The sequence below is a fragment of the Halomonas sp. ABH4_019 genome, from assembly GCF_056159885.1.
Genome location: NZ_JBSWWC010000001.1, coordinates 666,930 through 682,016, shown reverse-complemented (window position 1 = coordinate 682,016; position 15,087 = coordinate 666,930). Strand labels below are relative to the sequence as shown.

Below are 15,087 nucleotides of genomic sequence, written 5' to 3'. Positions count from 1 at the left end.
GAGAGAACGATGCGCAAGGAGCGCTTGATCGTGCCGGTGCTGGCGGTGCTGGCGCTTGCCTGGGCGGTGGCCCAGACCCTGGCCGGCGTGCTGTTCGAGCGCGAGCTGGCGCGGGCGATCGAGGCGTTGCAGGGGCGCGGCGAATTGACCGTGCGCCGCAGCGACGTCGAACGTGGCTGGCTGACCTCCCGCGGCACCCTCCACCTGTCGCCCCTGTTCGGCGATGCCTGGCACCTCGACATCGTCTACCGGGCCCGGCATGGCGTGCTGAACACCGAGCTGGACGGCACCCTGCGTCCCCATGCCGCCGAGGGAGAGGAGGCGGTGTTCGGCGATCTGCGGATCGCTCCGCCGCAGTGGGACGCCCGCTATAGCCCCTACACCGAGACCCTGGACGCGGCGCTGGAGCTCTCGCCGATCGTCTTCCACCAGCAGGGGCGTACCCTCTCCCTGCAGGGCGCGCGCGTGGCCATCCACGGCGGCCTCGGTGACTGGCGGCTACGCGCGCGCCTGTCGGCGCTGCGCCTGGACGACGGCCAGGCCAGCCTGCGCGCCGGGCCGGTCGTGCTGGAGAGCCGCTACGCCTACACCGAAGGCGGCTACCACGTCACTCAGCAAGACCGCCTGCGGCTCCAGGACCTGGCCTGGCGCTCGCCCGAGTTGACCTTCGACGCCGCCCAGGTCGGCCTGCAGACGCGTACCGTGCTCGATGCCGAGGAGCTGCGCCTCAAGGGCAAGCTCGACCTCGGCGAGGTCCTGTCCGGCGACGAGGTGCTGTTGTCCGGGGTCGTGGTCGCCGAACTGTCCCGCTTTAACGCCGACGCCCTGCGCCAGCTGCTGGCCCGGCTGCGCCGGGAGGCCGCACGAGGCCGGCCCGATCCGGACGCCCATGTCGCGGGCGACGACCTGGCCCCGCTGCTGCGCGAGCTGCTGGTCGACTCGCCGCGCCTGGATATCCTCGAGGCGGACCTCGACAGTCCCATGCTGGGGCTGGCCCTCGACGGCGAGGGCGTGCTGGTGTTCGATGCCCGCGACCTGGATGTCCTGGCGCCGCTGGCCCTGGACGAGTCCGAGGAGCGGGCCGCCTGGCGCGAGCGGCTCGACGGCGACTTCCTGTGGCAGGACCTGCCGCCGGTGATCGCGCTGTGGTTGGGGCTGCCGCTGGACACCCGGGAGCTGCAGGTCGACGTGGTGCGCGGCGAGCTGCGCCTCAACGGGCGGCCGCTGCCGCCGGTTCTCGAATCCCTGCAATGACTTGAAGTTTGGTCGCGTCGCCCGCATTCCCGAAGACATCACGGGCCGAGTCGCCCCGCCCTTCAGGAAGAGGTGTGCATGAGCGAAGACGATCAGCGTTTTGAACAGGACGGCCTGGAATGGGTCCAGGCCGAGGCCGAGACGGAGGATGAGCTCGATCTCGATCTCGACGAGGGCGCCGGCCACGCGGTGGTGCCGGCGAGCGATACCCTGCCCGAGCGGGTCTACCTGCTGCCGATCCACAATCGCCCCTTCTTTCCCGCCCAGGTCCAGCCGCTGGTGATCAACCGCGAACGCTGGGAGGAGACCATCCGTCGGGTCGGCAACACGCCCCACCACATGGTGGGCCTGGCCTTCGTCGGCGAGGCCGGCGTCGACGAGCTCGCCCCCGGAGACTTCCCGACGGTGGGCACCGCGGTCAAGGTGCACAAGCTGCAGGGCGAGGACGCCCAGCTGCAGTTCATCGCCCAGGGCATGCGGCGGTTTCGCATCCAGCGCTGGCTCTCCAAGGAGCCGCCCTACCTGGTCGAGGTCAGCTATCCCCGCGAGCCGGTGGACGCCGAGGACGAGGAAACCCGCGCCTATGCCATGGCGCTGATCAACGGCATCAAGGAGCTGCTGCCGATCAACCCGCTCTACGGCGAGGAGCTCAAGCACTACCTCAACCGCTTCAGCCCCCATGAGCCGGGCCCGCTCACCGACTTCGCCGCCGCCATCACCTCGGCCAAGGGGCCGGAGCTGCAGGACGTGCTGGAGTCGCTGCCGGTGATGGAGCGCATGCAGAAGGTGTTGCCGCTGCTGCGCAAGGAGATCGACGTCGCTCGGCTGCAGAGCGAGATCAGCGAGCAGGTCAACGCCCAGATGCAGGAGCGCCAGCGGGAGTTCTTCCTGCGCGAGCAGCTCAAGATCATTCAGCGCGAGCTGGGCATCTCGAAGGACGACCGCGAGAACGACGTCGACACCTTCCGCGCCCGGCTCGAGGACAAGACGGTCCCCGAGCGGGTACAGGCGCGCATCGACGACGAGCTCGAGAAGCTCTCGGTGCTCGAGACCGGCTCCCCCGAGTACGGCACCACCCGCCACTACCTGGACTGGCTGACCTCGCTGCCCTGGGGCATCACCAGCGACGACCAGCTCGACCTGGGCCATGCACGCCAGGTGCTCGACCGCGACCACGACGGCCTCAAGGACGTCAAGGAGCGCATCATCGAGTTCCTCGCCGAGGGCACCTTCAAGGGCGATGTGGGCGGCTCGATCCTGCTGCTGGTGGGCCCGCCCGGGGTCGGCAAGACCTCGGTGGGGCGTTCCATCGCCGAGGCCCTGGGCCGCGAGTTCTATCGCTTCTCGGTGGGCGGCATGCGCGACGAGGCCGAGATCAAGGGCCACCGCCGCACCTACGTCGGCGCCATGCCCGGCAAGCTGGTGCAGGCCATCAAGGAGGTCGACGTCGAGAACCCGGTGATCATGCTCGATGAGATCGACAAGATGGGCCAGTCGTTCCAGGGCGATCCGGCCTCGGCGCTGCTCGAGGTCCTCGACCCGGAGCAGAACGTCGACTTCCTCGACCACTACCTGGACGTGCGCCTGGACCTCTCCAAGGTGCTGTTCGTGTGCACCGCCAACACCCTGGACGCGATCCCCCCGGCGCTGCTGGATCGCATGGAGCAGATCCGCCTCTCCGGCTACATCGCCCAGGAGAAGGTGGCCATCGCCAAGCACCACCTGTGGCCCAAGCTGCTCGAGCGCGACCGCATCCCCAAGAAGCGCATCAACCTCACCGAGGCGGCCCTGCGCCAGGTGATCGAGGGCTACGCCCGCGAGGCCGGGGTGCGCCAGCTCGAGAAGCAGCTGCACCGCATCGTGCGCAAGGCGGCGGTCAAGCTGCTCGAGAACGACCAGCAGACGGTCAAGGTCTCGGTGAACAACCTCGAGGAGTTCCTCGGTGCGCCGCTGTTCCGCAAGGAAAAGGTGATGAAGGGCGAAGGCGTGGTCACCGGCCTGGCCTGGACCGCTATGGGCGGGGCGACCCTGTCGGTGGAGGCCGGCAAGGTGCACGCCCTGGACCGCGGCTTCAAGCTCACCGGCCAGCTCGGCGACGTGATGAAGGAGTCGGCCAACATCGCCTACAGCTACGTGCTGGGCCATCTCGGCGAGTACGGCGCGGACCCGGACTTCTTCGACTCCGCCTTCGTGCACCTCCACGTGCCCGAGGGCGCCACCCCCAAGGACGGTCCCTCGGCCGGGGTGACCATGACCACGGCGCTGCTGTCGCTGGCCAAGCATCGGCCCATCGACCGGCCGCTGGCGATGACCGGCGAGCTGACTCTCACCGGCCACGTGCTGCCGGTGGGCGGCATCCGCGAGAAGATCATCGCCGCCCGGCGCAGCGAGATCTTCGAGGTGATCCTGCCCGAGGCCAACCGCCGCGACTACGAGGAGCTGCCCGACTACCTCCGGGAGGGCGTCACGGTGCACTTCGCCGCTCGCTACAGGGATGTGGCCAAGGTGGTCTTCGGCTAGCGGGGTTCGAGGAGCGAGCTCCGAGGGGCTTGGCCCGAGGGCGAGGCGCTGGCCTGTCGCCCGGGGGCATGACAGAATCGGGTCACTGGACACCGAGATCGCCCGGGCCTTCCCCGTTTCTTTCCGGCGTGTCTCGCGCGCGAGCGCGTGAGGCCAAGGGCGGCATGCATCATCAAGAGGACACCATGCCCGAGTATCGCTCCCGCACCACCACCGCCGGCCGCAACATGGCCGGCGCCCGCGCCCTGTGGCGCGCCACCGGCATGAAGGACGACGATTTCCACAAGCCGATCATCGCCGTGGCCAATTCCTTCACCCAGTTCGTGCCCGGCCACGTGCATCTCAAGGACATGGGCCAGCTGGTCGCCCGGGAGATCGAGAAGGCCGGCGGGGTAGCCAAGGAGTTCAACACCATCGCCGTGGACGACGGCATCGCCATGGGCCACGACGGCATGCTCTACTCGCTGCCGAGCCGCGACATCATCGCCGACAGCGTCGAGTACATGGTCAACGGCCACTGCGCCGACGCCCTGGTGTGCATCTCCAACTGCGACAAGATCACCCCCGGCATGCTGATGGCCGCCATGCGCCTCAACATCCCGGTGATCTTCGTCTCCGGCGGCCCCATGGAGGCCGGCAAGACCAAGCTGCTCGACCACGGCCTCGACCTGGTCGACGCCATGGTGATGGCCGCCGACGACTCGGTGGACGACGAGACCCTGAACGAGGTCGAGCGCAGCGCCTGCCCGACCTGCGGCAGCTGCTCCGGCATGTTTACCGCCAACTCCATGAACTGCCTGACCGAGGCGCTGGGCCTGGCGTTGCCGGGCAACGGCACCCTGCTGGCCACCCACGGCGACCGCCGCCGGCTGTTCGAGACCGCGGGCACACGCATCGTCGAACTGGCCAAGCGCTACTACGAGAATGAGGAGGCGCACCTGCTGCCGCGGGCCATCGGTTCCAAGGCGGCGTTCGGCAACGCCATGACCCTGGACATCGCCATGGGCGGCTCCACCAACACCATCCTGCACCTGCTGGCCGCGGCCCAGGAGGCGGAGATCGATTTCGACATGGACGACATCGATCGGCTGTCCCGCGAGGTGCCGCAGCTGTGCAAGGTGGCGCCTAACACCCAGAAGTATCACATCGAGGACGTGCACCGAGCCGGCGGCATCATGGCGATCCTCGGCGAGCTGGACCGCGCCGGGGTGCTGGATACCCGGGTACCCACCGTCTACGGCGACAGCCTGGCCGAGGCCCTCGAGGAATGGGACATCATGCGCTCGCCGAGCGCCGAGGTGGTGGAGTTCTACAAGGCCGGCCCCGGCGGGGTCCCCACCCAGACCGCGTTCTCCCAGAGCGCCCGCTGGCCGAGCCTCGACGGCGACCGGGCCACCGGCTGCATCCGCGACCTGGCGCACGCCTTCTCGCAGGAGGGGGGCCTGGCCGTGCTCAAGGGCAACATCGCCCTCGACGGCTGCGTGGTGAAGTCCGCCGGCGTCGACGAGTCGATCCTGGTCTTCGAGGGCCCGGCCCACGTGGTGGAGTCCCAGGACCAGGCGGTGGAGCACATCCTCGACGGCAAGGTGGTTGAAGGCGAGGTGGTGGTGATCCGCTACGAGGGGCCCAAGGGCGGGCCGGGCATGCAGGAGATGCTCTACCCGACCTCGTACCTGAAGTCCAAGGGCCTGGGCAAGGGCTGCGCGCTGCTCACCGACGGCCGCTTCTCCGGCGGCACCTCGGGGCTGTCGATCGGCCATGCCTCGCCCGAGGCCGCCGCCGGTGGCGCCATCGGCCTGGTTCGGAGCGGTGACATCATCCGCATCGACATTCCCAACCGGACCATCGACGTCAAGCTCTCCGACGAGGAGCTCGCCGAGCGCCGCCGCGCCGAGGAAGCCCGCGGCCGCGATGCCTGGAAGCCGAGTATCCAGCGCGTGCGCAAGGTCTCGGCGGCCCTGAAGGCCTATGCGCTGCTCGCCACCTCCGCCGACAAGGGCGCGGTGCGCGACCTGACCAAGCTCGACTGAGCCTCGCGCCTCGCCGCGGCCCGGGGCCGTCGGCGGGGCGCGCTCATCGTCACGATTCGACTCGCTTCAGCAGGGAAGCCGCGGTATGAAGACCCAGACCCTCTACGTCGGCCTGATCGGCTTCGGCATGGCCGGCAGGACCTTTCACGCGCCGCTGATCCAGGCGGCGCCGGGCCTCGAGCTCTCCGCCGTGGTCTCGAGCGATGCCGCCCGGGTCCACGAGCGTTACCCCGAGGTGACGGTGCACGCCAAGGCGGCGGCGCTGTTCGCCGACCCGGACATCGACCTGGTGGTGATCGCCACCCCCAACGAGACCCACTTCCCGCTGGCCAAGGCGGCGCTGGCCAAGGGCAAGCACGTGGTGCTCGACAAGCCCTTCGCCGTGTCGCTGGCCGAGGCCCGCCAGCTCAAGACCCAGGCCGATGGCGCCGAGCGCCTGCTCAGCGTCTTCCATAACCGGCGCTGGGACAGCGACTTCCTGACCCTCAAGGGGCTGCTCGACGAGCAGCGCCTGGGCCGGGTGGTCGAGGTGGAATCGCGCTTCGATCGCTTCCGCCCGACGGTGCCGGATCGCTGGCGGGAGCAGCATCGGCCGGGCAGCGGCATCTGGTTCGATCTCGGACCGCACCTGCTCGACCAGGCGCGGGCGCTGTTCGGCATGCCCCGGGCGATCCTGCTGGAGCTGGCCACGCTGCGCGACGGCGCCGAGATCGACGACGACTTCGTGGCGGTGCTGGAGTACGAGCGGCTGCGGGTGACCCTGAGGGCCAGCACCCTGGTGGCCGAGCCCACGCCGCGCCTGCGGGTGAACGGGACCCGGGGCAGCTTCGTCAAGTACGGCCTCGATCCCCAGGAGGGCTGGCTCAAGGAGGGCGAGAGCCCGCAGCCGGCGTGGGGCATCGATCCCTCGCCGGGGCGGCTGACGCTGAACGAGGGGGAGGGCGACGAGGTGGCCCTCGTCCATCACGAGGTCGAGGGCGTGCCGGGAGACTACCGGGCCTACTACGACGGCGTCGCTCGCACCCTGCTGCGCGGCACGCCGCCGCCGGTGAGCGTCGACGAGGCGCTGGACGTGATGAGCCTGCTCGAGGCGGGCCTCGACAGCTATCGCCAGGGGCGCTGGGTCAAGCTCAAGGAAGGCGGCAGCCTGCCGCGCCGGCTCCACGCCAAGGGCTGAGCGCCGGCCGTCACCGCGCCGTCACCACAGGCTGGGCTCGATGGCCTCGGTGCGGATCTTGTCTCGGGCGATGTAGAGAGCGGCGATGGCCCGGGCCTCATGGAAGTCTTCCCGGGCCAGCAGGGCGCCGATCTCGTCGAGGGCGTGGGTCTCGACGATCAGCGGCTCCGGCTCGTCGCCGGGCAGGCGCCTGGGGTAGAGATCGGTGGCCAGCATCACCTGCATGCGATGGCGCATGTAGTTCGGCGCCAGCGTCAGTTCCACCAGCGGCTCGATGCGATGGGCGCCGAAGCCGCATTCCTCCATCAGTTCGCGATTGGCGGCGGTGACCAGGTCCTCGCCGGGATCCACCAGCCCCTTGGGGAGCGTCAGGGCGTAATCCTCGAGGCCGGCGGCGTACTCGCGGATCAGCAGCACGTGCTCCGGGTCGGGCATGGCCACGATCATCACCGCGCCGACGCCTCGCCCGGTGCCGCCCAGCCGCTCGAAGGTGCGCTCGGCGCCGTTGGAAAAGCGCAGCTCCATCTCCTCGACGTGGAACAGCCGGCTGCGGGCGACGCTGCGTCGGGCCAGTACCTGCGGCTTGAGCGGGGCGTGGTCGGTCATGGGATCTCCGGTCATGGGGGGCGACGGCCGAGCCGCCTTGGTTCGATCGGCAGACTCAATCACGGCGATAGTCGGGGACGCCCGGGCGCCGGAATGCGTCTTCGGCATCGATTGGTTACACTATCACGTCTTCCCCCGGGCGGACTCGCCCCCGACGACTGTCCCTAGTGTCCTGCTTCGGAGGTTCGTTGAAGAGATGGCGAGCGCATTGGGTTGCCAGGCAAGGCGCCGCGACGAGGCATAGCAGCGCTATGGCGAGGAGTGGCAACGCGGCATGGCGGCGCAAGGGGCCGCCAGAATTCTACCGTCAACCTCTGATACAGGACACTAGGAGTCCCATGATCGACTGGCGTGCCATCGATACCGTCCTTCTCGACATGGACGGCACCCTGCTGGACCTGCACTTCGACAGCCACTTCTGGCTGGAACACCTGCCGCGTCGCTACGTGGAGCTGCATCGCCTCGATGAGGCGAGCCAGGAGGAGATCCGCGCGCGGATCCTGCGCGAGCAGGGGACCCTCAACTGGTACAGCCTGGCCTACTGGAGCCGCGAGCTGGGCGTCGACATCGTGACGCTCAAGCGCGAGGTCCAGCACCTGATCGGCCTGCGCAGCGATGCCCTGGACTTCCTGCGCTGGCTCAAGCGGGCCCATCCCCGGGTGGTGCTGGCTACCAACGCCGACCGCGAGAGCCTGGCGCTCAAGCTGCCGCTGACCGGGCTCGAGGACTATCTGGACGCCATCGTCTCCTCCGCCGACCTGGGGGTGCCCAAGGAGGCCCAGGAGTTCTGGTTCGCGCTCCAGGACGTCGAGCCCTTCGATCCGACTCGCACGCTGTTCATCGATGACAACCCGGCGGTGCTGGAGAGCGCCCGGGAGTTCGGCATTCGTCATTTGCTCGGCATCAAGCGCCCCGACAGCCGCCGGCCCGAGAAGGAGCTCGAGGAGTTCATCGCCCTCGACCGCTTCGCCGCGCTCCTGCCCGACGAGGGGCCGGTCGACGGAGGCCGGCCGTGAGCGGCGTGCGACTCGACAAGTGGCTGTGGGCGGCGCGCCTCTTCAAGACTCGAGCCATCGCCAAGAAGGCCATCGAGGGCGGCAAGGTGCACTACAACGGCGCGCGCGCCAAGACCAGCAAGGCCGTGGAAGTGGGTGCCCTGATTCGCGTGCCCCAGGGCTGGGACACCTGGGAAGTCGAGGTGCTGGCCCTCTCCGAGCAGCGTCGCGGCGCCCCCGAGGCGCGCGAGCTCTACCGCGAGACCGCCGAGAGCGAGGCGCGCCGGACGCGGGAGGCCGAGAGTCGTCGCCAGGCCAACCAGGCCATGCAGCATCCGCTCAAGCGCCCCGACAAGAAACAGCGGCGCGAGATCAAGCGCTTTATGCGGGGTGAATGAATCGTGAGGAGTGAGGGGTAAGGGACGAGGCGTGAAGCGTCTTTGGCATCCCCCTGGCTCTTCGCTCCCTCTCCACGCTTTACCCCTCACCCTTTCCCCTTTATCAGGCAAGCATCATGAACGACCAGATCCAACGCTTCCTCTTCGAGGACACCAACGTGCGCGGCGAGATCGTGACCCTCGAGCAGGCGCATGCCGAGGTCATGGATCGCCACGACTATCCACCGGCAGTGACCCGCCAGCTCGGCGAGCTGCTGGCCGCCGTGGCCCTGCTCACCGAGACCATCAAGCTCGACGGCACCATGAGCATCGAGGTGCGTGGCAAGGGGCCGCTGTCGCTGCTGATGGCCGAGTCCAATCCCGGCGGCGAGCTGCGCGCCATCGCCCGGCTCGATGAGGAAGCGGCGCTGCCCGGCGACGATGCCGGCTTCGCCGAGCTGGTGGGCGAGGGGCAGGTCACCATCACCCTGGACCCGAGCGAGGGGCACCGCTACCAGGGCATCGTGGCCCTGAACCGGGATAGCCTGGCCGGATGTCTGGAAGATTACTTCGCCCAGTCCGAGCAGTTGCCCACCCGGCTGTGGCTGGCCGATGACGGCCGGCGTGCCGGCGGTCTGCTGCTGCAGCGCCTGCCGGACGAGGCGCTGAACCAGGACGAGGAGGCCTGGGAGCGCACCATTCATCTGGCATCGACCCTGAGCGAGACGGAGCTGCTCGGCGTGGACCAGCGCGAGTTGCTGCACCGCCTCTACCACGAGGAGACCGTGCGGGTCTTCGAGCCCAAGGCGCTGCGCTTCGCCTGCACCTGCTCCCGGGAGCGCATCGCCGGGGCGCTGCTTTCGCTGGGCAGCGAGGAGTTGCGCGACATTCTCGCCGAACAGGGCGGCATCGCCACCCAGTGCCACTTCTGCCATACCCGTTATGAGTTCACCGTCGCCGAGGTAGAGGCGATGATGGAGGATCCGGAAGAACCGCCGACCCTGCACTGACCTGCGTCGCACTGACCTGCGTCGCCATCTTCCTCCAATGGGAGTGAAGTGGTGGTAAAATTACTACAACGTCGTGCAACAGTATCGTTTCCTGTCGCTGGCGCCGGCTTTTTGCCATAATGCGCCGCGTTCATCCGCCTTAGGCCGCCGTTTCCTCCAACAAGACGGTCAACCGCCAGCGGCGGCCGAGGATGAGCCATCATGCGTCTCGAACGCCCGGCAAACGAGAGAGAAAAGGCCGCAAGGCCCAGGAAACGATATGACCACGACTCAAGCCGCCTCCCAGGCCGCCATCGCCCACGTCAACCTGTCCAGCGCCGAGCTGATCGAGCGGGCCGTGGCCAACGGCGAAGGCCGCCTGTCCGCCCAGGGCGCCCTGGTGGTGAACACCGGCGAGCGCACCGGCCGTTCTCCCAAGGATCGCTTCATCGTCGACGAGGCCTCGACTCGTGACGATATCGACTGGGGCAGCGTCAACCAGCCCTTCGACGCCGAACGCTTCGCCGCCCTGTGGACTCGCGTCGAGAGCTTCCTGGCAGGGGCTGAGCACTATGTTTCCGAGCTGCACGTGGGCAGCGACCCGGCCCATTACCAGCCGGTGCGGATCACCACCCAGACCGCCTGGCACAACCTCTTCGGCCGCACCCTGTTCGTGCGCCCCGAGGCCTACAATCCCTCGACCAAGGGCGAGTGGCGCATTCTCAATGCCCCGGATTTCCAGTGCGATCCGCAGCGTGACGGCACCAACTCCGACGGTTGCGTGATCCTCAACTTCGCCGAGAAGAAGGTGCTGATCGCCGGCATGCGCTATGCCGGGGAAATGAAGAAGGCCATGTTCTCGGTGCAGAACTTCCTGCTGCCGGCCGCCGACGTGCTGCCCATGCACTGCAGTGCCAACGTCGGCGAGGACGGCGAGACCACGCTGTTCTTCGGCCTGTCCGGCACCGGCAAGACCACGCTCTCCGCCGATCCGGCGCGCTTCTTGATCGGCGATGACGAGCACGGCTGGGGCCCGGGCACGGTGTTCAACATCGAGGGCGGCTGCTACGCCAAGTGCATCGATCTCTCCGAGAAGAACGAGCCGGTGATCTGGAACGCCATCAAGTTCGGCACCGTGCTGGAGAACGTGGTGCTCGACGACCGCCGCGAGCCGGACTACGCCGACGACAGCCTGACCCAGAACTCCCGCGCCGCCTATCCGCTCGAGCACATCGACAAGCGCGTCGCCGAGAATCGCGCCGGCGAGCCCAACGCCATCGTCTTCCTGACCTGCGACATGAGCGGCGTGCTGCCGCCGGTCTCGGTGCTGTCCAAGGAAGCCGCCGCCTACCACTTCCTGTCCGGCTACACCGCCAAGGTGGGCTCCACCGAGATGGGGTCGTCCGAGGGCCTGGCGGCGACCTTCTCCACCTGCTTCGGCGCGCCCTTCTTCCCGCGTCCGGCCCGGGTCTATGCCGACCTGCTGATGAAGCGCGTGGCCGAACAGGATGCCCAGGTCTACCTGGTGAATACCGGCTGGACCGGCGGCGCCTACGGGGAGGGCGGGGCGCGCTTCTCGATTCCCACCACCCGGGCCATCATCGGCGCGATTCAGTCCGGCGTGCTGCGCGACGTGGAGACCCGCACCATCGACGGCCTGAACCTGGCCGTGCCCACCGCCGTGCCGGGGGTGGATTCGCGCCTGCTCGATCCCCGCGAGACCTGGGAGGACAAGGCCGCCTACGATCGCCAGCTGCGCGACCTGGCCGCCAAGTTCGTCGATAACTTCAAGAAGTTCGACGGCGTGAGCCCGGCCATCGTCGCGGCGGGCCCGAGCCTGACCTGAGGCGGTCCGGGCGAACCCCGGCGTCCCGGTCGTGTCCGAGAGGGGGTGGCGTTGGCCGCCCCCTTTCTTGTCGTGAAGGCAGTCGTGACACTTTCGTGAGGCTTTCGTGAGGGAGCGGGGCTTATGGTAAGGATGCCGTGGCAAACCCGACACAGCGGCATCACATGGCAATGGAGGCGCATCATGAAGCGACGCAACTTCCTGGGGCTGCTGGCCCTCGGTGGCCTCGCCGGCCTGGCGCCGGGGCTGGCATCGGCCCGGCCCAAGCTCGATCTTGAGCGCGCGCCGGGGCTCGAGACCCTCGAGCTCAGCGAGGCCGAATGGCGCGAGCGGCTGTCCGAGGCGCGCTTCGATATCCTGCGTGAGGCCGGCACCGAGCGGCCTTACTCCAGCCCGCTGGACAAGGAGACCCGCGAGGGCGAGTACCGCTGCGCCGGCTGTGACCTGCTGCTGTTCGAGAGCCGGATGAAGTACGACTCCGGCACCGGCTGGCCGAGCTTCTTCACCCACGTGGAGGGGCATCTGCTCACCGAGCTCGACCTGGTGATGCTGATCCCGCGCACCGAGTATCACTGCGCCCGCTGCGGCGGCCATCAGGGCCATGTGTTCGAGGACGGCCCCGAACCCACCGGGCTGCGCTGGTGCAATAACGGGTTGGCGCTGCGCTTCGTGCCGGCATAGGCGCTTCGCGCCAGCGACGGGCTTCGAGCTACGAGCAGTTTACCGCGAGCCTGGTAAAGCTGAGACAGCCCGCAGCCGTGCGGGCTCCCGGCGCCGCCGGCGGTGTGGTACCTTGTCGCGATCGTCTGTCCCGGATTGCCAAGGATTACATGGACGCACAAGCCAAGATCATCGATCGTCTCGCCGAGGAGCTCGGCGTTCGCACGCCCCAGGTGGCGGCCACCGTGGAGCTTCTCGACGGCGGGGCCACCGTGCCCTTCATCGCCCGCTATCGCAAGGAAGTCACCGGCGGGCTGGACGACACCCAACTGCGCCAGCTTCACGAGCGACTGGGCTACCTGCGCGAGCTGGAGGAGCGCCGCGAGGCGGTGCTGGCGAGCATCGACGAGCAGGGCAAGCTGACCCCTGAGCTGGCCGCCAGCCTCCGCGCCGCCGACACCAAGCAGCGCCTGGAAGACCTCTACCTGCCGTATCGCAAGAAGCGTCGCACCAAGGCGCAGATTGCCCGGGAGGCCTGCCTCGAGCCGCTCGCGGATGCGCTGCTGGCCGATCCCTCGCTCGACCCCGAGGCCGAGGCGGCCCAGTACCTTCGCGCCGCCGACGGCGACATTCCGGCCATCGAGGACGCCAAGGCCGCCCTGGACGGTGCCAAGCAGATCCTCATGGAGCGCTTCGCCGAGGAGGCCGAGCTGGTCGGTCGCCTGCGCGAGCGGCTGTGGGGCGACGGCGAGCTCTCCTCTCGAGTGATCGCCGGCAAGGAGCAGGAGGGTGCCAAGTTCTCCGACTACTTCGAGCATGACGAGGCCCTGGCCAAGGTGCCCTCGCACCGGGCGCTGGCGATGTTCCGCGGCCGCAACGAGGGCGTGCTGGCGCTGACCCTGCGCCTGCCCGGCGAGGACGAGGCCCCCATCCACCCGGCCCAGGTGGCTATCGCCAGGCACTTCGAGATCGCCGACCAGGGCCGCCCCGCCGATCGCTGGCTGGCCGAGGTGGTGCGCTGGACCTGGCGGGTCAAGCTCTATACCCACCTCGAGACCGAGCTGATGGGTCGGCTGCGCGAGCGGGCCGAGCTCGCGGCCATCGAGGTGTTCGCCGCCAACCTCAAGGACCTGCTGCTCGCTGCACCGGCGGGGCAGAAGGCGACGCTGGCCATCGACCCGGGCCTGCGCACCGGCTGCAAGGTAGCGGTGGTCGATGCCACCGGCCGCTTCCTCGAGCACGCCACCATCTTCCCCCATGCACCGCGCAATCAATGGGACGAGTCGCTGGCCGTGCTGGCGCGGCTGGTGGACAAGCACGACGTGGCCCTGGTGGCGGTGGGCAACGGCACCGCCAGCCGCGAGACCGACAAGCTGGCGGGCGACCTGGTCAAGGCGCTTTCCGGCAAGCAGCGGCTGTCCAAGGTGATGGTCAGCGAGGCCGGCGCCTCGGTGTACTCGGCCTCGGAATACGCCGCCCGGGAGCTGCCCGAGCTGGACGTGACCATTCGCGGCGCGGTCTCCATCGCCCGCCGTCTGCAGGACCCGCTGGCCGAGCTGGTCAAGATCGAGCCCAAGTCGATCGGCGTCGGCCAGTACCAGCACGACGTCTCCCAGGTGCAGCTGTCGCGCAGCCTGGAGGCGGTCATCGAGGACTGCGTCAACGCCGTGGGCGTCGACCTCAACACCGCCTCCAGCGCGCTGCTCTCGCGGGTCGCCGGTTTGAATGCCGGACTCGCCGAGAACATCGTTGCCCGCCGCGACGCCGAGGGTGCCTTCGCCAGCCGCCAGCAGCTGCTCGACGTCAGCCGCCTGGGCCCCAAGACCTTCGAGCAGTGCGCCGGCTTCCTGCGCATCATGGGCGGCGACAACCCGCTGGATGCCAGCGCCGTGCACCCGGAGGCCTATCCGCTGGTCGAGCGCATCGCCGACCAGAGCCGGCGCGAACTGGCCGGGCTGATCGGTGACAGCGCGACGCTCAAGGCGCTCAAGCCCGCCGATTTCGCCGACGAGCGCTTCGGCGTGCCCACCGTCAGCGACATCCTCAAGGAGCTCGACAAGCCGGGTCGCGACCCGCGTCCCGAGTTCAAGGCGGCGGAGTTCCGCGAGGGCGTCGAGACGCTCAAGGACCTGGAACCCGGCATGGTGCTCGAGGGCAGCGTCACCAACGTCACCCACTTCGGGGCCTTCGTCGACATCGGCGTGCATCAGGACGGCCTGGTGCATATCTCGGCGCTGTCCGACAAGTTCGTCGAGGACCCGCGCTCGGTGGTCAAGGCCGGTGACATCGTCAAGGTCAAGGTGATGAGCGTGGATCTCGAGCGCGCGCGCATCGGCCTGTCCATGCGCCTCGACGACCAGCCCGGCGAGGACGGCCAGCCGACTAAACGTGGCGGCGAGCGCCAGGGCCGGAAGGCCCCGCGCAAGGGCGGCGGTCGAGGCCAGGGGCAGGGCGGCAAGGGGCAGCAGGGTGGCGGCCAGAACGACGGCCAGCTCGGCGCCCTGGGAGCGGCGCTGCTCAAGGCCAAGAAGGGGAAGTGAGTCGGGCGATTGTTTAGCCGGCTTACCTTGAATCGCCGTATTCCGGCGCCATAATCAGAGGTCTTGCGGGTGCCGCGGCGCCCGAAACGTCCA

General features: G+C 68.8%; 11 protein-coding genes. 10 read left to right on the top strand and 1 reads right to left on the bottom strand.

The annotated features are described in order from the left end of the window. Positions 1–9 precede the first annotated feature (9 nt). The 4 genes from ACXAFN_RS03075 (at position 10) to ACXAFN_RS03060 (ending at position 6,981) form a co-directional block, all read left to right on the top strand. Complete coding sequence (locus ACXAFN_RS03075; protein ID WP_474986082.1) at positions 10–1,254, top strand: DUF945 family protein; 1,245 nt, start codon at positions 10–12, stop codon at positions 1,252–1,254. 78 nt (positions 1,255–1,332) lie between these two features. Then, a complete protein-coding gene (lon, locus tag ACXAFN_RS03070) occupies positions 1,333–3,774 on the top strand; it encodes an endopeptidase La (RefSeq protein ID WP_474986080.1) in 2,442 nt (813 codons plus the stop codon). 185 nt (positions 3,775–3,959) lie between these two features. Then, on the top strand, positions 3,960–5,804 hold the full coding sequence (gene ilvD / locus ACXAFN_RS03065) for a dihydroxy-acid dehydratase (protein ID WP_474987459.1): 1,845 nt from the start codon (positions 3,960–3,962) through the stop codon (positions 5,802–5,804). An 85-nt stretch (positions 5,805–5,889) separates the two neighbouring features. Next, the gene (locus tag ACXAFN_RS03060; RefSeq protein WP_474986079.1) at positions 5,890–6,981 is read left to right on the top strand and encodes an oxidoreductase; all 1,092 of its coding nucleotides are present in this window, start codon (positions 5,890–5,892) and stop codon (positions 6,979–6,981) included. 21 nt (positions 6,982–7,002) lie between these two features. On the opposite strand, the gene nudE is transcribed toward ACXAFN_RS03060, so the two are convergent. Next, positions 7,003–7,587, bottom strand: a complete 585-nt coding sequence (gene nudE / locus ACXAFN_RS03055) for an ADP compounds hydrolase NudE (protein WP_474986077.1) — start codon at positions 7,585–7,587, stop codon at positions 7,003–7,005. A 338-nt stretch (positions 7,588–7,925) separates the two neighbouring features. Here nudE and yrfG point away from each other — a divergent pair, with 338 nt between their 5' ends. The 6 genes from yrfG (at position 7,926) to ACXAFN_RS03025 (ending at position 14,994) form a co-directional block, all read left to right on the top strand. Next, positions 7,926–8,603 carry a GMP/IMP nucleotidase gene (gene yrfG, locus ACXAFN_RS03050; RefSeq protein WP_474986076.1) on the top strand — a complete coding sequence of 226 codons (678 nt, stop codon included), beginning with the start codon at positions 7,926–7,928 and terminating at the stop codon, positions 8,601–8,603. After that, the gene (locus ACXAFN_RS03045; RefSeq protein WP_474986074.1) at positions 8,600–8,980 is read left to right on the top strand and encodes an RNA-binding S4 domain-containing protein; all 381 of its coding nucleotides are present in this window, start codon (positions 8,600–8,602) and stop codon (positions 8,978–8,980) included. Before yrfG ends, ACXAFN_RS03045 begins: the two co-directional genes overlap by 4 nt. A 116-nt stretch (positions 8,981–9,096) precedes the next feature. After that, complete coding sequence (gene hslO / locus ACXAFN_RS03040) at positions 9,097–9,969, top strand: Hsp33 family molecular chaperone HslO (RefSeq protein ID WP_474986072.1); 873 nt, start codon at positions 9,097–9,099, stop codon at positions 9,967–9,969. Between the two features lie 259 nt (positions 9,970–10,228). Continuing rightward, positions 10,229–11,794: a phosphoenolpyruvate carboxykinase gene (locus ACXAFN_RS03035; RefSeq protein WP_474986071.1), complete on the top strand. Its 1,566-nt coding sequence runs from the start codon at positions 10,229–10,231 to the stop codon at positions 11,792–11,794. A 183-nt stretch (positions 11,795–11,977) separates the two neighbouring features. Further along, positions 11,978–12,475: a peptide-methionine (R)-S-oxide reductase MsrB gene (gene msrB, locus ACXAFN_RS03030; RefSeq protein ID WP_474986069.1), complete on the top strand. Its 498-nt coding sequence runs from the start codon at positions 11,978–11,980 to the stop codon at positions 12,473–12,475. A 149-nt stretch (positions 12,476–12,624) separates the two neighbouring features. After that, positions 12,625–14,994: a Tex family protein gene (locus ACXAFN_RS03025; protein ID WP_474986067.1), complete on the top strand. Its 2,370-nt coding sequence runs from the start codon at positions 12,625–12,627 to the stop codon at positions 14,992–14,994. Positions 14,995–15,087: the final 93 nt, after the last annotated feature.

Bases quoted from the DNA above. Each gene is read 5' to 3' on its own strand.
- ACXAFN_RS03075 (WP_474986082.1), top strand. From the start codon at position 10: ATGCGCAAGGAGCGCTTGATCGTGCCGGTGCTGGCGGTGCTGGCGCTT.
- lon (WP_474986080.1), top strand. From the start codon at position 1,333: ATGAGCGAAGACGATCAGCGTTTTGAACAGGACGGCCTGGAATGGGTC.
- ilvD (WP_474987459.1), top strand. From the start codon at position 3,960: ATGCCCGAGTATCGCTCCCGCACCACCACCGCCGGCCGCAACATGGCC.
- ACXAFN_RS03060 (WP_474986079.1), top strand. From the start codon at position 5,890: ATGAAGACCCAGACCCTCTACGTCGGCCTGATCGGCTTCGGCATGGCC.
- nudE (WP_474986077.1), bottom strand. From the start codon at position 7,587: ATGACCGACCACGCCCCGCTCAAGCCGCAGGTACTGGCCCGACGCAGC.
- yrfG (WP_474986076.1), top strand. From the start codon at position 7,926: ATGATCGACTGGCGTGCCATCGATACCGTCCTTCTCGACATGGACGGC.
- hslO (WP_474986072.1), top strand. From the start codon at position 9,097: ATGAACGACCAGATCCAACGCTTCCTCTTCGAGGACACCAACGTGCGC.
- ACXAFN_RS03035 (WP_474986071.1), top strand. From the start codon at position 10,229: ATGACCACGACTCAAGCCGCCTCCCAGGCCGCCATCGCCCACGTCAAC.
- msrB (WP_474986069.1), top strand. From the start codon at position 11,978: ATGAAGCGACGCAACTTCCTGGGGCTGCTGGCCCTCGGTGGCCTCGCC.
- ACXAFN_RS03025 (WP_474986067.1), top strand. From the start codon at position 12,625: ATGGACGCACAAGCCAAGATCATCGATCGTCTCGCCGAGGAGCTCGGC.